An 18,518-nucleotide genomic window follows, 5' to 3' on the forward strand; every position below is an offset into this window, starting at 1 on the left:
CTCGATCGTCCTATCCCGCGACGAGCCCCCGCAAATCCAGTCCACTCGGCTCCTGAAAGATGCGCAGTCCGAATTCGGGCATGATCGCCAGCAGGTGATCGAAAATATCCGCCTGGATGGCCTCGTAGTCGCCCCAGGCGGTGGTGTCGGTGAAGCAGTAGATCTCCAGCGGCAGACCTTGGGCGCCGGGCTCCAGCTGGCGGACGAGCAGCGTCATCGCGGGAGTGATCCTGGGGTGCGCGCGCAGATAGGCGATGACGTAGGCGCGGAAGGTGCCGACATTGGTCACGCGCCGGGCATTGACCGGCTCGCGCGCGGCCTCGCCCAGGCCGGTGTTCCATTCACCGATCTCGCGCTCCTTGTCGGCGAGATAGCCGTCTATCAGCTTGAAGCGGCGGAGCTTGGCTTTCTCCTCCTCGTCGAGGAAGCGGATGGAGTTCTGGTCGATGTTGATCGCGCGCTTGATCCGGCGGCCGCCCGCTTCGGACATCCCGCGCCAGTTCTTGAAGCTGTCCGAGATCAGCCGGTGCGTGGGAATGGTGGTGATCGTCTTGTCGAAATTCTGCACCTTCACCGTGTGCAGTGCGATGTCGATCACGTCGCCGTCGGCATTGAGCTCGGGCATCTCGATCCAGTCGCCCACCCGCAGCATGTCGTTCGACGTGAGCTGCACCGAGGCGACGAGCGAGAGGATGGTATCCTTGAACACCAGCAACAGCACCGCCGCCATGGCGCCGAGGCCGGACAACAGCAGCAGCGGCGATTGCTCGATCAGCGCGGCGACCATCAGGATCGCGGCGGCGGCGTACACCACGATCTTCAGCACCTGGATGTAGCCCTTGATCGGCCGGTTCGCGGCATCCGGCCGTCGATCGTAGAGATCCTTTACGAAGCTGAGCCCCGCACTGATCGCCATGGCGATCACGAGAATGATCAGCGCGGCCGCGACGTTGGAGACCACCTCCTTAACCGCGTAGGGCAGGTGCGGAACGAGCCTTATGCCGTGCGAGACGATGAGCGCCGGAACGATGTTGGCGAGGTATGCGACAACCTTGCCCGGATGCGGCCCGTCCTTCGGCAACAGCCGGGCCATCAGCAGGCGCAGGATGATCTTCTTGGCGACGAAGTTCGCCAGCCAGGCGATCGCCACCAGCACGCCGAGCCCGATCAGCGCTTCTGCGGCAGGAGCAAGGCCGGTCAGGCCGAAGTCTTCGTAAGTCGGGAGGTCCATCATGGGCGTGTCATGCCGTCCGTCCGTGCGGGCGGCTGGTTCCTTTGTTCGCGATCGATGAAGGCCGCTTAGGTGCCCGTCGGGCACTGCTGTGTCAAATCAGGCAGTCGCCACTTACCGCTTCTTCTTCGCGAGATTGAACGCGACCGCCTCGCGCACGAGCGCCTGCAGGGCCGGCGCGTCGATCGCGTCCCCTTCGAATATATCGATCGCGCGCCGCACGTTGCCGTCGAGACTGGCGTTGAACAGGCCCGCCGGGTCGTCCAGCGCGGCGCCCTGTGCGAAGGTCAGCTTGACCTTGTCCTTGTAGGTTTCGCCCGTGCAGATGATGCCCTCGCGGCTCCAGGTCGGCACGCCGGCGGGGTTGGAGGGCTTGCGCCACTTGGCCTCCTCGACGATCTCGGGATCGGCACCCATGATGACCTCGCGTGCCTGTGCGAGCTTCGCACGCCGCCAGTCGCCCTGTTCGTTGTCCTGCGCCAAACCGCGCCTCCTGCTACATCTTCTCGCCGGGCAGCTTCGCCGCCTGCTTCACCCACGCGGTGAACTGGTCGCCCGGCATTTCGCCTTCGTGAATGTGGTAGTAGCGCACCTCGGGATACTTCGACTTTTCGGGCGGCGGCGGTTCGAGCGAGCTACCGCGGAAGAACGTCACCTTCACGTAGCGGTCGAAGCAATGGAACGAGGCGAACCAGCGGCCCTGCTCTTTGCCGTAGAACGGACTGTTCCACTTCACCGCCTTCTCGACACCGGGAACCGCGCTGACGATCGCGGCGTCCAGCGCCTCGCCGACCGCGCGCTTCCAGCCGGGCATGGCGGCGATATACGCCTGCACCGGCGCATCGCCCTCCCCCTTCGGGATCTGCGGATTGCCGCCGGACAGCAATTTGGGCTTGCCCGTCATGACCGGCCGGGCCTGCGGTAATGGCGAACGAACATGTAAATGCCCGTCAGCATGAGGAAGAACAGGAACGGCAGTGGCGTGTAGTAGAGCCATTCCGGCGGTACCGCGAACGCCTGGAAGGCGAATATGCCCACGACGATCAGGGTGAAGATCATCGAGGTCCAGCGATGCAGTTGTCTGATCCGGGCGCCCATCAGTCCATCCTTTCCAGCAGGTTATCGAGCGATTTGAGGAACCGCGGCCAGCCCGCCCGCGCGCCGTGATACGCCATCTTTTCCTCGGGCCGGAAGCCGGTCTGCTCCATCCGCAGCCGCGTGCCGGAGGGCGTGGGATCGAGCGTCCAGTTCACCACGCTTTCGAGGCCGGGGCCGTTCCAGCGATAGCTCAGCGAGCGCAACGGCTCGATCGCGAGCACCTCGCCTTCCACCTTGCCCCATTCGGCCACCATCTCGAACCGCTCGCCCACCTCGGCACGGAAATCGTTCGGCATGATCCATTCGGTAAGCAGATCGCTTTGCGTCAGGGCGCGCCAAACCCGCTCCGGCGGATGTGCGAACTCGCGTTCGACGACGAGCGTGCGGGTTTCGCTAGCCGCTGCAGTCAATTGTCCATCCTCGCCAGCAGATCGTCGAGGTCGTCGAACCGCGCTTCCCAGAACGCGCGCATCTGTCCCGTCCAGTCGTCGAGCGGCGCGAGCCGTGCCGGCAGCGCGCGATAGTAGGTCGAACGACCGGCGCGCCGTCCTTCGACCAGCCCACCTTCCCTAAGCACCCCGAGATGCTTGGAGACCGCCGGCTGCGAGATTCCCGATCCGCGCGTGAGCCCGCCCACCGTGAGCTCACCCTCGCGGCACAGTCGCTCGAAGATCGCCCGGCGGCTCGCATCCGACAGAGAGCGGAAAAGGGTATCGGGATCGCACGTTGCCATCGGCAATTCATAACCCACCAGTTATAAATACGTCAACGGCCGGATTTCGCTTGCTCCGGTCCGGCTCGCCCGACGAGGAGAGGGCAGTTGTTTTTCGTGCCGCCGGCCCTATCCTCGTCTCCTCAACTCGAAGGACCTGGACAATGAACGACACGGCTTTGGATCACGTCTCCTGTTTCCAGCCAGCCGAGTGTCTTTATGTCTGCCCTTCTTACCATCGATCGTCTGTCCGCAGCCGCGCCTGACGGCACCCTTCTTTTCACCGAACTGACGCTTTCGCTCGGCCGTGAGACGGTCGGGCTGGTCGGCCGCAACGGGTCGGGAAAATCGACATTGCTGGCCATCCTTGCCGGCGAACGCGAGCCGACCGCCGGAATCGCGACCCGGACGGCGCGGATCGCCATGTTGCGGCAAGTGCAGCCGCACCACGGCAGCGTGGCCGAGGCGCTGGGCATCGCGGAGGATCTTGCGCGCTTGCGCAGGCTCGATGCGGGCCAAGGCTCGGTCGAGGATGCGGGTCTGGCCGACTGGACTCTCGAACAGCGCCTGGAAGACGCATTCGCCAGCGTTAAACTGTCGGGCATCGTTCCCGATCGTTCGGTCGGATCCCTCAGTGGCGGCGAGCGGACGAGGCTCGGCCTGGCTGCGATGTTGCTCGGCGAACCCGAAGTGCTGCTGATGGACGAGCCGACCAACAATCTCGACGCTGACGGGCGCGAGGCCATTGGCGAACTACTCGCCGGTTGGCCCGGCGGCGCTCTCGTCGCCAGCCACGACCGAGCGCTGCTCGAGGGCATGGACCGGATCGTGCAACTTTCGCCGGTCGGCGTCTTCTCCTTCGGTGGCGGATGGAGCGCCTTCGTCGAGGCGCGCGATGCCGAACGCGAGCGCGCCCGTGACGAACTCGACCGCGCCGCGCGCAATCTCAAGCAGCAGTCCCGGGCGGTCCAGCGCCAGGCCGAGAAGAAGGCGCGGCGAGACAAGGCCGGCCGGGCGAAGGCCGCGAAGGGGGACATGCCCCGCATCCTTCTGGGCGCCAGGGCCGAGCGGGCGGAGAACACCGGTGCCCGCGATCAGCATCTCGCGGAGCGTCTGCTGGAAGATGCCGGCGCCGCAGTCGAAGACGCTCGCAAGCAGGTGGAGATCGTCACTCCGATCCGCATCGAACTGCCCTCCGCCGGCGTGCCCGCGAACCGCCGCCTGCTACGGTTCGACGCGGTAACTCTCGAACACGGCGGCGAGCGCCTGTTCGGCCCATTGTCCTTCTCGATCACCGGACCGGAGCGCGTGGTCGTCAGCGGAGCGAACGGCAGCGGGAAGAGCAGCCTGCTGCGAATTGCGACTGGCGATCTCGAGCCGAGCACCGGCACCGTGGAGCGCGCCGAAGGTGCGCTGGCGATGCTCGATCAGCACGTCGGCATACTCGATCCCGCACGCGACCTGGTGGCCAACATGCGTGCTCGCCACCCGGCGATGACCGCACGCGAGGCCCACGAAGTCCTCGCTCGCTTCGCCTTCCGAAACCGGGACGCGTTGCGGCCGGCGGCGACGCTGAGCGGCGGCGAGAAGCTGCGCGCGGGCCTCGCGCTCGTGACCGGAGGTCCGGTGCCGCCGCAGCTTCTGGTGCTCGACGAGCCGACCAACCATCTCGATATCGAAGCCGTCGAGATGCTCGAGCAGGCGCTTGCCTCCTACGACGGCGCCTTGCTGCTGGTCAGCCACGATCGGCGATTTCTCGAAGCGGTGGGGTGCGATCGCGAGTTCGCGCTGCCCCTTGCTATCCCCGCTCCCGCCCCTTAGCGGCTGCGCCAACCAGCAACCGGAGTCGAGAATGGTCCCCCGCTACGCCCGCCCCGACATGACTGCGATCTGGGAGCCCGAGGCGCGCTATCGCATCTGGTTCGAGATCGAGGCGCATGCGACCGAGAAGCTGGGCGAACTCGGCGTCGTGCCGAAGAGCGCTGCCAAGGCGCTGTGGGACTGGTGGGCGACCGACCCCAAGATCGACGTCGAAGCGATCGACGCGATCGAGGCGGTGACTAAGCACGACGTGATCGCCTTCCTCACCTGGGTCGCCGAGCAGGTCGGCGATGAGGCGCGCTTCATGCACCAGGGCATGACCAGCTCGGACGTGCTCGACACGACGCTCGCGGTCCAGCTCGCCCGCGCGTCCGACATCCTGCTGGCCGATCTCGACCAGCTGCTCGCCGCCATCAGGCGCCGGGCGGAGGAGCACAAGTACACCCCGACCATCGGCCGCAGCCACGGCATCCATGCCGAGCCGGTGACCTTCGGCCTCAAGCTGGCGCAGGCCTACGCCGAGTTCGCCCGCTGTCGCCAGCGGCTCGTCGCCGCGCGCGAGGAGATCGCGACCTGCGCCATCAGCGGCGCGGTCGGCACCTTCGCCAACGTCGATCCGCGGGTGGAGGAGCACGTCGCCGAGCGGCTCGGCCTCAAGGTCGAGCCTATCAGCACGCAGGTGATCCCGCGCGACCGGCACGCGATGTTCTTCGCCACGCTGGCGGTGATCGCCGGGTCGATCGAGCGGGTCGCGGTCGAGGTCCGCCATCTCCAGCGCACCGAAGTGCTGGAGGCGGAGGAATACTTCTCGCCCGGGCAGAAGGGCAGCTCGGCCATGCCGCACAAGCGCAACCCGATCCTGACCGAGAACCTCACCGGCCAGGCGCGCATGATCCGCGCCTATGCCCTGCCCGCGCTCGAGAACGTCGCGCTGTGGCACGAGCGCGACATCAGCCACTCCTCGGTCGAACGCTTCATCGGCCCCGACGCGACGATCACGCTCGACTTCGCGCTCGCGCGCCTCACCGGCGTGATCGACAAGTTGCTGGTCTATCCCGAGCGGATGCGGAAGAACCTCGACCGGATGGGCGGCCTCGTCCACTCGCAGCGCGTCCTGCTCGCGCTCACCCAGGCCGGCGTGAGCCGCGAAGACGCCTACCGCCTCGTCCAGCGCAACGCGATGAAGGTGTGGGAATCGGACGGCGCGCTCTCGCTGCTCGACCTGCTCAAGGCCGATGCCGAAGTCACCGCAGCGCTGAGCGAGGCCGAGCTCGAGGAGAAATTCGACCTCGATTACCACTTCAAGGAAGTCGACCGCATCTTCGCGCGCGTTTTCGGCTAGGCTTCCCTTGGGTTGCCAAGGCGTTTAGCATCCAGGCCGCCATCAACGGGGAGCGAGACAGAGCATGCAAGTGGTGAGAACGATCGTCTGGGTCCTGCTGCTGGTCGTACTGCTGGTCTTTTCCGCGTTCAACTGGCGCCCGATCGAGCTCACGATCTGGCAAGGGCTGGTGCTGGAGACGAAGATCCCGGCGCTGGTCGTGGTCTCGTTCCTGCTCGGCCTGGTGCCGATGTGGCTGCTGCACCAGGGTTCGAAGTGGCGGCTGCACCGCCGGATCAGTTCGCTCGAAACCGCGCATCGGACCGCCGTAGCCAATGCCGCCGCGGCCTCGCCCCCGCCCGAACCCGTGCGCGAGCCGGTACGCGAACCCGCACACGAACCCGTGCGCGAGCCGAGCCCATCACCGGCCGATCCGGCGGGCGAGCGCCCCAAAGATCCGCTATGACCAATCCCGTTTATCTCGCACTCGACCTCCCCCAGCTCGACGCGGCCAAGGCGCTGGCCGGCAAGGTCAAAGCGCATATCGGCGGCGTGAAGCTGGGTCTCGAATTCTTCTGCGCGCACGGACACCACGGCGTGCACGAGATCGCGCACCTCGGCCTGCCGATCTTCCTCGATCTCAAGCTGCACGACATTCCCAACACCGTCGCCGGCGCGATGCAGGCGATCCATGTGCTCGAGCCCGCCATCGTCACCGTCCACGCCAGCGGCGGACGCGCGATGATGGAAGATGCCAAGGCCGCGGCCAGCAACGGGACGAGAGTCGTCGCCGTGACGATGCTCACCAGCATGGACGACCGCGATCTCGAGCGCACCGGCGTGAAAGGCTGCGCCCACGATCAGGTCATGCGCCTTGCCGAGCTCGCCGAGGCAGCCGGGCTCGACGGGATCGTCTGCTCGGGACAGGAAGTCGGCGCAGTTCACCGGCAATGGAAGGGCGGGTTCTTCGTCGTTCCCGGCCTGCGCCTGCCGGGCAACGGAGCGGGCGACCAGAAGCGCGTCGTTACCCCCCGCCAGGCACGCGACGACGGGGCGAGCGTGCTCGTCGTCGGCCGCCCGATCAGCCGCGCCGAGGATCCTGTGGCAGCCGCGATCGCGATTGAAGCGACGCTCTGAAGCCGTGCCGGCGCCCGCCATCAAGATCTGCGGGATCACGACTCCCGAGGCGCTCGACGCGGCGATAGCGGCACGCGCCGATCACTGCGGTTTCGTGTTCTTCCCCCCGTCGCCACGCCATCTCGCCCCCGGCACCGCGCGCGAACTCTCGGCCCGCGCGGACGGGCGGATCGGCAAGGTCGGGCTGTTCGTCGATCCCGACGACGCCTTGCTCGCCGAGGCGGTGACGGCGGGTGCTCTCGACGCGATACAGCTACACGGCGACGAGACGCCCGAACGCGCGGCGCAGCTCCGTGCGCGCTTCGGCCTGCCGGTGTGGAAAGTGGTTTCGGTCGCCGCGCCGGCCGATGTCGCGCGCGCGGGCGCCTACCGTGACGCGGCGGACCTGATCCTGTTCGATGCCAAGACCCCGAAGGGTGCCGCTCTGCCCGGTGGAATGGGCCTGCGGTTCGACTGGTCGCTGCTCGCCGCCTATCGCGGGCCGCTCCCTTGGGGGCTCGCCGGAGGTCTCGTGCCGGGCAATGTCGCCGAGGCGATCCGCGCGACCAGTGCGCCGCTGGTCGACACCTCTTCAGGCGTGGAGAGCGCACCGGGCGTGAAGGACCCGGCGCTGATCGCGGCTTTCTGCGCGGCAGCACGCGGCGCATAGAAAAAGGGCGGCCCCGCAGAGCCGCCCTTCCCTTCGCAATGTTCTCGCAGGCTTCAGAAGGTGAAGCCGACGCCGACCACCGCCGTGTTCACGTCGACGAAGTCGCTGAAGAAGTGGCGGTACTCGCCCTTGAGGTAGAGATTGGTGCCCAGCCGATGCTGATAGCCGGCGCCGAGGTGCGGCGTGTCCTCGCCCTCGCCGAAGGTGTAGCCGCCGGCGGCATAGAGCTTGCCGTTCGCGCTCAACTTGGCGCCGACGCGGGCCGTGGCGCCCCAGACGACGTCCGCGCCATCCGCGAGGATCTTGTCTGCCGAGCCTTCGATACCGAAGAACGTCGCCTGGCCCAGGTCGAAGTCGTACCCGCCGGCGACGCCCGCAACGGCCTCTTCATGGCCATTGGCCCAGGCGATGCCGCCGCGCGCTTCCACACGGCCTTCGTTGGCCTGCGCGGGCGATGCGATAACGGCCATTCCCACGAGGGCAGGCAGGGTTGCCAAAGCGAACTTTTTCATTGTTTTTCTCGTCTCCACGATCCGGTGCGGGCCCATCCCGTCCGTTCGATTGACATCATCTGGAGAGCCAATTCTGTATCATTGATTTACCGTCGACGAACGACATTCCGGGTTCGAGCAACATCGTTTCGTTCTCGACCAACGTCGTGCCGGACTGACCAGGCGTGCAACAAAAAAGGGGCGACCGGTGGGCCGCCCCTCTGCTTGTGGTTACCGCCGATCAGAACCGGTACGCAACGCCCGCGCGAACGGAGTTGTTCTTGATGAAGTCGCTGTAGTCGGCATAGGTGTACTCGACGCGGAACGAGGTCGCATCGCCGAACCGGGTTTCCAGACCGGCGCCCAGGACCAGCGCATCGTCACGGTCGCTTTCGCTCACGCCGTCCGCGGCGAGCTTGAAGCGGGTGTTCTCCCAGCCGGCGCGCGCATAGAGGCCGGTGTTGTCGTTGAGCATGGCGCCCATGCGAGCGGTCGCGCCGAAGGTTTCCTTCGCGCTCGCGGAAAACGCATCCGTGCCGGTGTCGGCAGTGATCTCGGCGGCGCTCAGCGCGGCCTTGGTCTCGATCCCGACGAAGGTGCTCGGGCTCACCGGCAGGTCATAGCCGGCGAACAGGGCACCCACGACGCCGTTGCCGCTCAGGCCGTCGTAATGATCGCCATCGGCGAAGACGTCACCGGCCTGGACTTCGTAGCTGTCGAGACCAGCTTCGATACCGATATATGGGCCGGAAAACGGCTCAGCCATCGCCGGAGTTGCGGCAAGCGCAAGGAAAGAAGCAGAGGCGATAACTGCGAACTTAGTATTCATTATTATTTTCTCCGTTCAAGTAAAACTTGAATCTATTGGTTGGTTAGCGGTACTTTTATGCCACACTGTAGTGCGGCATGACGGGATTTGGGGATTGGCAGTCGGGATTCCAGTGCCGAAAAGTATCCACCCTGCAAGAAAAACGCTGTGTTGCCCGGGTGCAACACCTTGTCTATCCGGAGCGCCCGCGCGCAATCGACGGCGGCATTCTGGACAAGCCCCGGCGGCTCTGCCAATCGCCATCGGCAATGACCCCGCCGCCCAACTCCGACCAGCCCCCCGCGAAAGCGAACAGCTTTCGCCAGATGCCCGACTCGCACGGCCATTTCGGCGCCTATGGCGGGCGCTACGTGGCCGAGACGCTGATGCCGCTCGTGCTCGACCTGGAGCGCGAATATCGCGCGGCCAAGGCCGACCCGGCGTTCCAGCAGCAGTTCGACGACCTGCTTGAACACTACGTCGGCCGCCCCAGCCCGCTCTATTTCGCAGAGCGGCTCACAGAGGCACTGGGCGGCCCGCAGGTCTGGTTCAAGCGCGAGGAGCTGAACCACACCGGCGCGCACAAGATCAACAACTGCATCGGCCAGATCCTGCTCGCGATCCGCATGGGCAAGACCAGGATCATCGCCGAGACCGGCGCGGGCCAGCACGGCGTCGCCACCGCCACCGTCTGCGCGCGCTTCGGCCTGCCCTGCACGATCTTCATGGGCGCGACCGATGTCGCCCGCCAGCAGCCGAACGTGTTCCGCATGAAGCTGCTCGGCGCGGAAGTCGTGCCGGTGGACAGCGGCGCCGCGACCTTGAAGGACGCGATGAACGAGGCGCTGCGCCACTGGGTCGCCAACGTCCACGACACGTTCTACATCATCGGCACCGCGGCCGGGCCGCACCCCTATCCCGAATTGGTGCGCGACTTCCAGAGCGTGATCGGCAAGGAAGCGCGCGCGCAGATGCTCGCCCGCACGGGCCGCCTGCCCGACCTGCTGATTGCCGCGGTCGGCGGCGGGTCGAACGCGATTGGCCTGTTCCACCCGTTCCTCGACGATCCGGACGTGGCGATGGTCGGCGTCGAGGCGGCGGGCCACGGGATCGAGAGCGGCCAGCACGCCGCCAGCCTCACCGGCGGCGCGCCGGGCGTGCTCCACGGCAACAAGACCTACCTGCTGCAGAACGAGGACGGCCAGATCGCCGAGGCGCACTCGATCAGCGCGGGGCTGGACTACCCCGGCATCGGCCCCGAGCACGCCTGGCTGCACGAAAGCGGAAGGGTGAAATACCTGCCGATCGGCGACGACGAGGCGCTCGAGGCCTTCCAGCTCTGCTGCCGCCTCGAAGGCATCATCCCCGCCCTCGAAAGCTCCCACGCATTGGCCGCGCTGCCTAAGCTCGCGCGTGAATACGACAAGGACCAGATCATTCTCGTCAACGTCTCCGGCCGGGGGGACAAGGACATCTTCACCGTGGCGGATAAGCTGGGGGTGAACATCTAGCCCTCTCCCCTTCAGGGGAGAGGGTTGGGAGAGGGGGACAATGCGCGACGCCGGCTCACTCAAACACGCACAGCGTATGCGCAAGGAGATGACCGAGCCGGAAACGCGACTGTGGCTCGAAGTGCGCGCGGCACGCTTTCGTGGGATCAAGTTCCGCCGCCAGAAGGTCATCGGGAACTTCATCGCTGACTTCGTGGCGAACGAACCCAAACTGGTGCTGGAGGTGGATGGCGACACCCATGCGGCGCAGACTAGCTATGACGCGCGGCGCACTGCGTTTCTGGAAGAGCAAGGGTATCGCGTGGTCAGATTTACGAACTCGGATGTGATGGCGAATATGGATGGCGTGCTGGATCGACTTGGGAATATAATCCACGAAATGCTTCGGCCCCCTTTCCCAACCCTCTCCCCTGAAGGGGAGAGGGCTATATGACCCGCCTCTCCTCTGCTTTCGCCAAGCCGCATCCCGCGCTCGTTACCTTCATCACCGCGGGCGACGGCGACACCGCGGCCAATCTCGACGCGGTGGTCGAGGGCGGCGCGGATGTGATCGAGCTCGGCATGCCGTTCACCGATCCGATGGCCGATGGTCCGGCGATCCAGGCGGCGAACATCCGCTCGCTCGGCGCGGGGACGACCACGGCCGAGGTGCTGCGGATCGCGCGCGAGTTTCGCCAGCGCCACCCGCAAGTGCCGCTGGTGCTGATGGGCTACGCCAACCCGATGGTCCGCCGCGGACCCGAGTGGTTCGCCTCCGCCGCCGCCGAGGCTGGCGTGGACGGGGTTATCTGCGTCGATATTCCGCCGGAGGAGGACGACGCGCTCGGCCCCGCCCTGCGCGCCGCAGGGATCGCCCCGATCCGCCTCGCCACCCCGACCACCGACGCCGCGCGCCTGCCGCAAGTGCTCGAGGGCTCGGCCGGGTTCCTCTACTACGTCTCGGTCGCCGGGATCACCGGCAAGCAGCAGGCTGCGCAGGCGAGCATCGAGGAAGCGGTCGGGCGGCTCAAGGCGGCGACCGACCTGCCTGTCGCCGTCGGCTTCGGCGTGCGCACGCCCGAACAGGCCGCTGCCATCGCCAGGGTGGCGGACGGCGTGGTCGTCGGCTCCGCGCTCGTCGAGCTCGTCGGCGAGCACGGCAGGGACGCGCCAGAGCATCTGCGCAAGCTCACTACCGCGCTGGCCGAGGCCACACACACGGCGCGCTGAGACGCAACACCTCCACCTCGTCGCCCCTGCGCAGGCAGGGGCCCAGATAACGTCGGCCGCACACGACTTGAGAGCTTTCTGGATCCCCGCCTTCGCGGGGATGACGAGGCTTTGAGGATTGGTGCAAGAGGACTATAGGCCCCGCCCATGAACTGGTTCACCCGCGTCCGCAATTCGCTGCCTTTCGTGGCCAAGCGCACGACCGAGGAAACGCTGTGGGTCAAGTGCCCCGGCTGCTCGGAGATGCTGTTCACGAAGGAATACGAGGAAAACCTCAAGGTCTGCCCGCGCTGCGGCCATCACGGCCGGATCGGCGCCGACGAGCGGCTGCGCCAGCTGCTCGACGAGGGCTACGAGGTACTGCCGCAGCCCGACGTCGCCGAAGACCCGCTCAAGTTCCGCGACACGAAGAAGTACACCGACCGGCTGAAGCAGGCGCGCGCGAAGAACCCGCACACGGACGCCTTCACCGTCGGCTCGGGCGCGATCGAGGGCCGGCCCGCCGTGGTCGGCGTGCAGGACTTCGCCTTCATGGGCGGCAGTATGGGCATGGCCGTGGGCACCGCCTTCTGTCAGGGCGCCGAGCGCGCGCTGACCCGCAAGTGCGCCTATGTCGTCGTCACCGCGGCCGGCGGCGCGCGGATGCAGGAGGGCATTCTCAGCCTGATGCAGATGCCCAAGGCGACCGTGATGACACGCCGCCTGAAGGAGGCCGGGCTGCCCTACATCGTCGTGCTGACCGACCCGACCACGGGCGGCGTCACCGCCAGCTACGCGATGCTCGGCGACGTGCATATCGCCGAACCCGGCGCCCTGATCGGCTTCGCCGGCCAGCGCGTGATCCAGGACACGATCCGCGAGAAGCTGCCCGAAGGCTTCCAGCGCGCCGAGTACCTGCACAAGCACGGCATGGTCGACTTGGTCGTCAAGCGGCACGACCTGAAGGCCACGCTGGCGAGCCTGCTCGACTACCTGCAGCCGAGGGCGGCGGCTTAACCCCCCGGACCTGGTGGGGACCGCTCATGGAGCGAGGGGTGGAGGGCACCCCGAGGTGACCCGGACAGCTATGTCATGAGCCCGAACGACCTGCCCCTCCACCGGCCTGCGGCCGGTCCCCCTCCCCGGTCCGGGGACGATTCATGAAAGACTTCGGCACTTCCTCGGACCCCGCGGTCAAGGCGCAGCTCGACCGGCTGGCGGCGCTTTCGGTGCCGCAGGGGCGGCTCGGGCTGGAGACGATCCGCGCGCTGCTGGCCCGCCTCGGCGATCCGCATCTGGCGCTGCCGCCGGTGTTTCACGTCGCCGGGACCAACGGCAAAGGTTCGACCTGTGCCTTCCTGCGCGCGATGCTGGAGGCGCAGGGGCACCGCGTCCACGCGGCGACCAGCCCGCACCTCGTGCGCTACAACGAGCGCATCCGCGTGGCGGGCGAGTTGATCTCCGACGCGCGCCTGGCCGAAGTGCTCGCCGAAGTGCTCGACGCGGGGAGCGACCTCGCCCCCAGCTTCTTCGAAGTGACGATCGCCGCCAGCTTCCTCGAGTTCGCCCGCGTGCCGGCCGATGCCTGCGTGGTCGAAGTCGGCCTCGGCGGCCGGTTCGACGCGACCAACGTGATCCCCCGCCCCGCCGTGTGCGGGATCGCGGCGCTCGGCATCGACCACGAACGCTTCCTTCTTGCTCCGGACAACGACGTGCCGGCGGAGCCGCTCGCGCGCATCGCGTTCGAGAAGGCCGGTATCGCCAAACCCGGCGTGCCGCTGGTGACCTTCGGCTACCCGCCGGAAGCGGCGACCGCGGTCGAACGTGTGGCGGACCGCATCGGCGCGCCCCGGTTCGCGCAGGGAACGGACGGCGGATGGATCGCGGACGCGGCTGGCGATCGCATTGCCTACGCCGACGCGCGCGGCACGCTCTCGCTGCCCTTTCCTGCGCTGCCGGGCCTTCACCAGGCGCACAATGCGGCGCTGGCCGTGGCGATGCTGCGGCACCAGCAGGCGGTGTCCGTTTCGCCCGAGGCGATGGCGGCGGGCATCCGCGCCGCGCGCTGGCCCGCCCGCCTCCAGCGCCTTGCGTCGGGGCCGTTGACCGGCGAGCGCGAAGTCTGGCTCGACGGCGGCCACAACCCGAGCGCCGGGGCCACCCTCGCGCAGCACTTCGCCGGCCAGCGGCTGCATCTCGTGATCGGAATGATCGAGGGCAAGAACCCGATGGCGCTCGTCGGCCCGCTCGCGCCGAGCCTCGCCAGCCTCACCGCCGTTCCCGTGCCCGACCACGACCATCACCCGCCCGAAGCCTTCGGAGAGATCGCCCGCGGCGCGCCCGACGTGGCCGCCGCGCTCGCCGACCTGCCTGACGACAACCTCCCCGTGCTGATCGCCGGTTCACTCTACCTCGCCGGCGAGGTGCTGCGGCTCAATGACGAATGGCCGGATTGAGCCTCAAACGGGCGGATCGTCCCGAGCATCCCCCTCGCCCACCTCGCCCGCGGTTCCCATTGCCGCATCGACCAACCCCGTGCGCATCATCCACCAGAACAGCAGGATGCCCGGTAGCGCCAGCAGCGTGGTGAGCAGGTAGAAGTTCACGTAGCCGAACGCCTCGATCAGGCTCCCCGCCGTGGTGCCGGTCAGCAGCCGGCCGACGATGCTCGCCCCCGCGCTGATCAGCGCGTACTGCGCCGCCGTGAAGCGCAGGTCGCACAGCGCGGAGAAGTAGGCGACGACCACCACGCCGCCATATCCGCTGGCAAAGTTCTCGAACCCGATCGCCCCCGCCATGCCGATGTTCGAATGGCCCACCGCGGCAAGCGCCGCGAAGCTGAAGTTGGAAACCGCCATCAGGATCAGCGCGATGAGCACCGAGCGCTTGAGCCCGAGCCGGGCGTAGAGAATCCCGCCGACGAACACGCCGACGATCAGCGCCCAGAAGCCGACGCCGATGTCGTAGATCGCGATCTCGTCGTTGCTGTAGCCGAGGTCGTCGAACAGCAGGCGGAAAGTCAAGTTCGCCAGCGTATCGCCGATCTTGTGGACGAGGATGAAGAGCAGGACGAGCCAGGCGCCGTTGCGGCGGAAGAACTCGACGAACGGGCCGCTAATCGACTGCCACATCTCGGCTGCGCCGCGCCGCGCGATCACGACCTTGCGCCGCACCGGCTCCCCCATGATCAGCGCGGTCAGCATGGCGGGCAGCGCGAAGATGGCGCAGGCGATATAGGCGGCCTCCCACCCCATGCGCGCCGCGACGACCAGCGCCAGCGCGCCGGCACTGGCCGCGCCGATGCGCCAGCCGTACTGGCTCATCCCCGAACCGGTGCCGAGTTGATAGGGTTTCAGCGTCTCGATCCGGTAGGCGTCGATCACGATGTCGAAGCTCGCGCCCGCAACACCCAGCAGCACGGCGGAAGTCGCGGTCCAAACGATGTCGGCGCTCGGATCGGCGAGCGCGAGGTTCACAGTGGCGGCCATCACGAACAGGCCGATCACGATCATCCACGAAACGCGCTGGCCGAGCCTGCCGATCACCGGCAGCCGCACCCCGTCGACGACCCAGGCCCAGAGGAACTTGAGGTTGTAGACCAGGAAGGCGAGCGTGAAGGCGGTGATCGTCGACTTCTCGATCCCGTCCTGCGCTAGCCGGGTGGTCAGCGTCGCCGCCAGCAGCGCGAAGGGAAAGCCCGAGGATACGCCGAGGAAGAACGCCGCGAGCGATTCCTTCTCCAGGTACGGCTTGATCGATTCCCACGTGCCTCGGCGTTCGCCCCCGCCCGTCCCGATCGATTCGGCCATTCCCTAGCGTCCTTCCGTCTGTCCCGATTTTCTGCGACACTAGCTGCCGGAGAGGGCCAGGAACAGGCGCTATGGAAGCTATCGACACCAAACATCCCGCGCGGCGGCCGACCGAGGGCATGCTCGCGCTCGCCCGCGCGATCGCCGAGGGGCAGAGCCGGGCCGAAGCGGGCGTCAGCCAGGTTCCGGCGAGCGTCTATACCGATCCCGGCTATTTCGCGCGCGAGAAGGCCGCGATCTACGAGCGGATGCCGCAGATCCTGTGCCCGTCCGCCCTGCTGCCCGAACCGGGCGTGGCGGTGCCGCACGACGCAACCGGGCGGCCGCTGCTCGTCACCCGCGACGGAGAGGGCAAGGCGCACGTTTTCCTCAACGTCTGTCGCCACCGCGGCACGCGGCTGGTCGAAGGCGGCGAGGTGCTGTGCCAGAAGCGGCTCGTCTGCCCCTATCACGCCTGGACCTATTCGGTGGACGGGCGCCTGCTCGCCCTGCCCCGCCCCGACACGTTCCCGGGGCTCGACAAGGACGCGATGGGCCTGATCGAGCTGCCGAGCCGCGAGACCGGCGGCCTGATCTGGTTCTGCCCCCAGGAGGAGACGGCGGATTTCTCCGACGCCGAGCGGCTGGGCGAGGACTTCGATGCGCTCGGCATGGGCGAGCATGTGCTGTTTCGCCGCAAGACGCATGAGGTCGCGGCGAACTGGAAGCTCATCATGGATGCCTTCCTGGAGAGCTATCACGTCACGCGGCTCCACGCGCAGACGATCGGGCCGTTCTTCAAGGACGGGGTGACCTCGGGCGACATGGTCGGCCCGCACGCCCGCTCCGCCGTGGGCCGGCTGGAGGAGATGGAGGGAGTGGACCTCACCGACATGGCCGCGCTGCGCCGGGTGGTGACGTTCGCCTACCAGCTCATCCCCGGCGCGCTGATCATTCCCAGCCCCGACTACGTCAACGTCATGGTTATGATGCCGCAGGCGCACGACCGCACGCTGGTCGAGGACTTCATGCTCATCCCCGAGCATCCGGCAACGGACAAGGCACGCGACCACTGGGAACGGAGTTGGGCCCTCCTCGACGGCGGTGTCTTCGCGAGCGAGGACTTCCGCGCGGCCGAGCTGGGACAGCAGGGCCTTTCGACCGGGGCAGTGCCCTCGCTGACGCTGGGCACGTTGGAAGGCGGCATCCGGCGATTCCACGAGACCGTAGAGGAGCGGTTGCGGGCGGTGAACTGATCCTTCGAGACGAGGTTCGGACATGCGTCCTCACCTCTCCTCAGGACGAACGGGGAAATACAAGAACCGTTCGTCCTGAGGAGGTGAAGCCCGAAGGGCTGAACCGTCTCGAAGGACCCGCTTCCGCTCCCGCCGCGCGAGGTGTAGAGGCCCCGCATGGCCGACACTCCAAAACCGCAGGGCGCCCGAACCGGCGAGCGCATCGCCAAGCTGCTCGCGCGCGCGGGCGTCGCCAGCCGGCGCGAGGTCGAGCGGATGATCGCCGACGGCCGCGTCGCGATCGAGGGCAACGTGCTCGACACCCCGGCCACGGTCATCCCCGACCTGCGCGGCGTGACCGTCGACGGCAAGCCGGTCGGCAAGGCCGAGCGCACGCGGCTGTTCGCCTTCCACAAGCCGACGGGGCTCATCACCGCCGAGCGCGATCCTAAGGGCCGCGCGACCATCTACACCGCCCTGCGCAATGCGCTTCCCAAGGGCGCAGGGCGGGTGATGCCGATCGGCCGGCTCGACCTCAACACCGAAGGCCTGCTGCTGCTGACCAACGACGGCGAGCTCAAGCGCGCGATGGAGCTGCCCGCCAGCGGCATCCCGCGCACCTACCGCGCGCGCACGTTCGGCGACGTGACCCAGGGGCAGCTCGAGGACCTGATCGACGGCCTCACTATCGACGGCGTCCGATACGGCCGGATCGACGCCAACATGGAACGGCGCACGGGCCGGAACCAGTGGATTGAGCTGACCATCACCGAAGGCAAGAATCGCGAGGTCCGCCGCGTGCTCGAGCACCTCGGCCTGCAGGTGAGTCGCCTGATCCGCGTCGGCTACGGCCCCTTCGCGCTCGGCGAGCTGCCCCGCGGCGCGGTGGTGGAGATCCAGAAGCACGAGATCGAGCGATTCCGCTCGAGCCTCAAGAGAGCGCACCGGGCGTGAGCATGAGAGTGATTGCCGGAGAGTGGCGCGGGCGCAGGCTCGTGGCACCCAAGGGCGAAGCGACGCGCCCCACGGCCGACCGCACGCGCGAAACGCTGTTCTCGATGCTCACCAGCCGGCTCGGCAGTTTCGAGGAGCTTTCCGTCGCCGACTTGTTCGCAGGCTCGGGCGCGCTCGGCCTGGAGGCGCTTTCGCGCGGCGCGGCACAGTGCCTGTTCGTCGAGCAGGAAGAGGCGGCGCTCAAGGCCCTCCGCACCAACGTCGACGCGCTCGACGCCCGTATGCGAAGCGAAGTGCGCTCCGGGTCGGTCATGGCGCTCGGCCCGGTCGACAAGCCGCGGGGCCTGGTGCTGCTCGATCCGCCCTACGGCACCGGCGCGGGGGCGGTTGCGCTCGACCGGCTCCTCAGGCTGGAATGGATTGGAGAAGCCACCTGGGTCGCGATCGAAACCCGAGTGGACGAGACGGTGGCGGTAAAGGGACTTTCGGTCGATGCCGAAAGACGTGTCGGCAAGGCGAAACTGACCTTGCTTCGCCTTGCCGACTGATCTGAGAGCTGCGCTCCCTGCGCCGA

22 protein-coding genes are annotated in these 18,518 nt (G+C 67.4%); 13 read left to right on the plus strand and 9 right to left on the minus strand.

The window, feature by feature from the left end:
- Positions 1 to 10: 10 nt before the first annotated feature.
- From ETX26_RS08340 to ETX26_RS08365, 6 genes are all read right to left on the minus strand, one after another.
- The gene (locus ETX26_RS08340) at positions 11 to 1,234 is read right to left on the minus strand and encodes a mechanosensitive ion channel family protein (RefSeq protein ID WP_225425665.1); all 1,224 of its coding nucleotides are present in this window, start codon (positions 1,232 to 1,234) and stop codon (positions 11 to 13) included.
- A gap of 111 nt (positions 1,235 to 1,345) precedes the next feature.
- Positions 1,346 to 1,714: a DUF1801 domain-containing protein gene (locus ETX26_RS08345; RefSeq protein WP_225425667.1), complete on the minus strand. Its 369-nt coding sequence runs from the start codon at positions 1,712 to 1,714 to the stop codon at positions 1,346 to 1,348.
- A 13-nt stretch (positions 1,715 to 1,727) separates the two neighbouring features.
- Positions 1,728 to 2,135: a DUF1801 domain-containing protein gene (locus tag ETX26_RS08350; protein WP_225425668.1), complete on the minus strand. Its 408-nt coding sequence runs from the start codon at positions 2,133 to 2,135 to the stop codon at positions 1,728 to 1,730.
- Positions 2,132 to 2,329 (minus strand): hypothetical protein, encoded by a 198-nt coding sequence (locus ETX26_RS08355; protein ID WP_129524261.1) that lies wholly within the window; start codon positions 2,327 to 2,329, stop codon positions 2,132 to 2,134. The genes ETX26_RS08350 and ETX26_RS08355 overlap by 4 nt, the downstream gene beginning before the upstream one ends.
- The gene (locus ETX26_RS08360) at positions 2,329 to 2,739 is read right to left on the minus strand and encodes an SRPBCC family protein (RefSeq protein WP_129524262.1); all 411 of its coding nucleotides are present in this window, start codon (positions 2,737 to 2,739) and stop codon (positions 2,329 to 2,331) included. The genes ETX26_RS08355 and ETX26_RS08360 overlap by 1 nt, the downstream gene beginning before the upstream one ends.
- Positions 2,736 to 3,062 (minus strand): ArsR/SmtB family transcription factor, encoded by a 327-nt coding sequence (locus ETX26_RS08365; RefSeq protein ID WP_129524263.1) that lies wholly within the window; start codon positions 3,060 to 3,062, stop codon positions 2,736 to 2,738. Before ETX26_RS08365 ends, ETX26_RS08360 begins: the two co-directional genes overlap by 4 nt.
- Before the next feature lie 198 nt (positions 3,063 to 3,260).
- Between ETX26_RS08365 and ETX26_RS08370 the strand changes: the two genes are divergently transcribed.
- The 5 genes from ETX26_RS08370 to ETX26_RS08390 all read left to right on the plus strand — a co-directional run bounded on the left by ETX26_RS08370 (position 3,261) and on the right by ETX26_RS08390 (position 7,969).
- Positions 3,261 to 4,862: an ABC-F family ATP-binding cassette domain-containing protein gene (locus ETX26_RS08370; protein ID WP_129524264.1), complete on the plus strand. Its 1,602-nt coding sequence runs from the start codon at positions 3,261 to 3,263 to the stop codon at positions 4,860 to 4,862.
- Positions 4,863 to 4,893: 31 nt separating this feature from the next.
- On the plus strand, positions 4,894 to 6,204 hold the full coding sequence (gene purB, locus ETX26_RS08375; RefSeq protein WP_129524265.1) for an adenylosuccinate lyase: 1,311 nt from the start codon (positions 4,894 to 4,896) through the stop codon (positions 6,202 to 6,204).
- Between the two features lie 64 nt (positions 6,205 to 6,268).
- Positions 6,269 to 6,649: a hypothetical protein gene (locus tag ETX26_RS08380; protein WP_129524266.1), complete on the plus strand. Its 381-nt coding sequence runs from the start codon at positions 6,269 to 6,271 to the stop codon at positions 6,647 to 6,649.
- A complete protein-coding gene (gene pyrF / locus ETX26_RS08385; protein ID WP_129524267.1) occupies positions 6,646 to 7,320 on the plus strand; it encodes an orotidine-5'-phosphate decarboxylase in 675 nt (224 codons plus the stop codon). Before ETX26_RS08380 ends, pyrF begins: the two co-directional genes overlap by 4 nt.
- Positions 7,321 to 7,324: 4 nt before the next feature.
- Positions 7,325 to 7,969, plus strand: a complete 645-nt coding sequence (locus ETX26_RS08390; protein ID WP_129524268.1) for a phosphoribosylanthranilate isomerase — start codon at positions 7,325 to 7,327, stop codon at positions 7,967 to 7,969.
- A 53-nt stretch (positions 7,970 to 8,022) separates the two neighbouring features.
- On the opposite strand, the gene ETX26_RS08395 is transcribed toward ETX26_RS08390, so the two are convergent.
- Together ETX26_RS08395 and ETX26_RS08400 are read right to left on the minus strand one after the other, a co-directional pair.
- Positions 8,023 to 8,439, minus strand: a complete 417-nt coding sequence (locus tag ETX26_RS08395; RefSeq protein ID WP_263853376.1) for an outer membrane protein — start codon at positions 8,437 to 8,439, stop codon at positions 8,023 to 8,025.
- Positions 8,440 to 8,701: 262 nt separating this feature from the next.
- On the minus strand, positions 8,702 to 9,289 hold the full coding sequence (locus ETX26_RS08400; protein WP_129524270.1) for a porin family protein: 588 nt from the start codon (positions 9,287 to 9,289) through the stop codon (positions 8,702 to 8,704).
- Positions 9,290 to 9,537: 248 nt separating this feature from the next.
- Between ETX26_RS08400 and trpB the strand changes: the two genes are divergently transcribed.
- From trpB to ETX26_RS08425, 5 genes are all read left to right on the plus strand, one after another.
- Complete coding sequence (gene trpB / locus ETX26_RS08405) at positions 9,538 to 10,779, plus strand: tryptophan synthase subunit beta (RefSeq protein WP_129524271.1); 1,242 nt, start codon at positions 9,538 to 9,540, stop codon at positions 10,777 to 10,779.
- A gap of 40 nt (positions 10,780 to 10,819) precedes the next feature.
- Complete coding sequence (locus tag ETX26_RS08410; protein WP_225425670.1) at positions 10,820 to 11,212, plus strand: endonuclease domain-containing protein; 393 nt, start codon at positions 10,820 to 10,822, stop codon at positions 11,210 to 11,212.
- A complete protein-coding gene (gene trpA, locus ETX26_RS08415) occupies positions 11,209 to 11,988 on the plus strand; it encodes a tryptophan synthase subunit alpha (protein WP_129524272.1) in 780 nt (259 codons plus the stop codon). Before ETX26_RS08410 ends, trpA begins: the two co-directional genes overlap by 4 nt.
- Before the next feature lie 147 nt (positions 11,989 to 12,135).
- A complete protein-coding gene (accD, locus tag ETX26_RS08420) occupies positions 12,136 to 12,984 on the plus strand; it encodes an acetyl-CoA carboxylase, carboxyltransferase subunit beta (RefSeq protein WP_129524273.1) in 849 nt (282 codons plus the stop codon).
- A gap of 143 nt (positions 12,985 to 13,127) precedes the next feature.
- Entirely contained in the window at positions 13,128 to 14,423 is a 1,296-nt protein-coding gene (locus ETX26_RS08425; RefSeq protein WP_129524274.1) for a bifunctional folylpolyglutamate synthase/dihydrofolate synthase, read from the plus strand.
- 3 nt (positions 14,424 to 14,426) lie between these two features.
- Here ETX26_RS08425 and ETX26_RS08430 read toward each other — a convergent pair whose 3' ends face one another.
- A complete protein-coding gene (locus ETX26_RS08430) occupies positions 14,427 to 15,776 on the minus strand; it encodes an AmpG family muropeptide MFS transporter (protein ID WP_129524275.1) in 1,350 nt (449 codons plus the stop codon).
- 71 nt (positions 15,777 to 15,847) lie between these two features.
- Between ETX26_RS08430 and ETX26_RS08435 the strand changes: the two genes are divergently transcribed.
- The 3 genes from ETX26_RS08435 to rsmD all read left to right on the plus strand — a co-directional run bounded on the left by ETX26_RS08435 (position 15,848) and on the right by rsmD (position 18,492).
- Complete coding sequence (locus tag ETX26_RS08435) at positions 15,848 to 17,011, plus strand: aromatic ring-hydroxylating oxygenase subunit alpha (protein WP_129524276.1); 1,164 nt, start codon at positions 15,848 to 15,850, stop codon at positions 17,009 to 17,011.
- Positions 17,012 to 17,167: 156 nt separating this feature from the next.
- On the plus strand, positions 17,168 to 17,944 hold the full coding sequence (locus ETX26_RS08440; protein ID WP_165271737.1) for a pseudouridine synthase: 777 nt from the start codon (positions 17,168 to 17,170) through the stop codon (positions 17,942 to 17,944).
- Between the two features lie 2 nt (positions 17,945 to 17,946).
- Positions 17,947 to 18,492: a 16S rRNA (guanine(966)-N(2))-methyltransferase RsmD gene (gene rsmD, locus ETX26_RS08445; RefSeq protein ID WP_129524277.1), complete on the plus strand. Its 546-nt coding sequence runs from the start codon at positions 17,947 to 17,949 to the stop codon at positions 18,490 to 18,492.
- Positions 18,493 to 18,518 lie beyond the last annotated feature (26 nt).

Origin of the sequence: Pelagerythrobacter rhizovicinus, assembly GCF_004135625.1 — a bacterium.
GTDB classification, from domain to species: domain Bacteria; phylum Pseudomonadota; class Alphaproteobacteria; order Sphingomonadales; family Sphingomonadaceae; genus Pelagerythrobacter; species Pelagerythrobacter rhizovicinus.

What these genes read in the sequence shown, in the direction of transcription:
- ETX26_RS08340 (WP_225425665.1), bottom strand. Translation starts at nt 1,234, where the DNA reads ATGATGGACCTCCCGACTTACGAAGACTTCGGCCTGACCGGCCTTGCT.
- ETX26_RS08350 (WP_225425668.1), bottom strand. Translation starts at nt 2,135, where the DNA reads ATGACGGGCAAGCCCAAATTGCTGTCCGGCGGCAATCCGCAGATCCCG.
- ETX26_RS08355 (WP_129524261.1), bottom strand. Translation starts at nt 2,329, where the DNA reads ATGGGCGCCCGGATCAGACAACTGCATCGCTGGACCTCGATGATCTTC.
- ETX26_RS08365 (WP_129524263.1), bottom strand. Translation starts at nt 3,062, where the DNA reads ATGGCAACGTGCGATCCCGATACCCTTTTCCGCTCTCTGTCGGATGCG.
- ETX26_RS08370 (WP_129524264.1), top strand. Translation starts at nt 3,261, where the DNA reads ATGTCTGCCCTTCTTACCATCGATCGTCTGTCCGCAGCCGCGCCTGAC.
- purB (WP_129524265.1), top strand. Translation starts at nt 4,894, where the DNA reads ATGGTCCCCCGCTACGCCCGCCCCGACATGACTGCGATCTGGGAGCCC.
- ETX26_RS08380 (WP_129524266.1), top strand. Translation starts at nt 6,269, where the DNA reads ATGCAAGTGGTGAGAACGATCGTCTGGGTCCTGCTGCTGGTCGTACTG.
- pyrF (WP_129524267.1), top strand. Translation starts at nt 6,646, where the DNA reads ATGACCAATCCCGTTTATCTCGCACTCGACCTCCCCCAGCTCGACGCG.
- ETX26_RS08395 (WP_263853376.1), bottom strand. Translation starts at nt 8,439, where the DNA reads ATGGCCGTTATCGCATCGCCCGCGCAGGCCAACGAAGGCCGTGTGGAA.
- ETX26_RS08400 (WP_129524270.1), bottom strand. Translation starts at nt 9,289, where the DNA reads ATGAATACTAAGTTCGCAGTTATCGCCTCTGCTTCTTTCCTTGCGCTT.
- trpB (WP_129524271.1), top strand. Translation starts at nt 9,538, where the DNA reads ATGACCCCGCCGCCCAACTCCGACCAGCCCCCCGCGAAAGCGAACAGC.
- ETX26_RS08410 (WP_225425670.1), top strand. Translation starts at nt 10,820, where the DNA reads ATGCGCGACGCCGGCTCACTCAAACACGCACAGCGTATGCGCAAGGAG.
- trpA (WP_129524272.1), top strand. Translation starts at nt 11,209, where the DNA reads ATGACCCGCCTCTCCTCTGCTTTCGCCAAGCCGCATCCCGCGCTCGTT.
- accD (WP_129524273.1), top strand. Translation starts at nt 12,136, where the DNA reads ATGAACTGGTTCACCCGCGTCCGCAATTCGCTGCCTTTCGTGGCCAAG.
- ETX26_RS08425 (WP_129524274.1), top strand. Translation starts at nt 13,128, where the DNA reads ATGAAAGACTTCGGCACTTCCTCGGACCCCGCGGTCAAGGCGCAGCTC.
- ETX26_RS08430 (WP_129524275.1), bottom strand. Translation starts at nt 15,776, where the DNA reads ATGGCCGAATCGATCGGGACGGGCGGGGGCGAACGCCGAGGCACGTGG.
- ETX26_RS08435 (WP_129524276.1), top strand. Translation starts at nt 15,848, where the DNA reads ATGGAAGCTATCGACACCAAACATCCCGCGCGGCGGCCGACCGAGGGC.
- ETX26_RS08440 (WP_165271737.1), top strand. Translation starts at nt 17,168, where the DNA reads ATGGCCGACACTCCAAAACCGCAGGGCGCCCGAACCGGCGAGCGCATC.
- rsmD (WP_129524277.1), top strand. Translation starts at nt 17,947, where the DNA reads ATGAGAGTGATTGCCGGAGAGTGGCGCGGGCGCAGGCTCGTGGCACCC.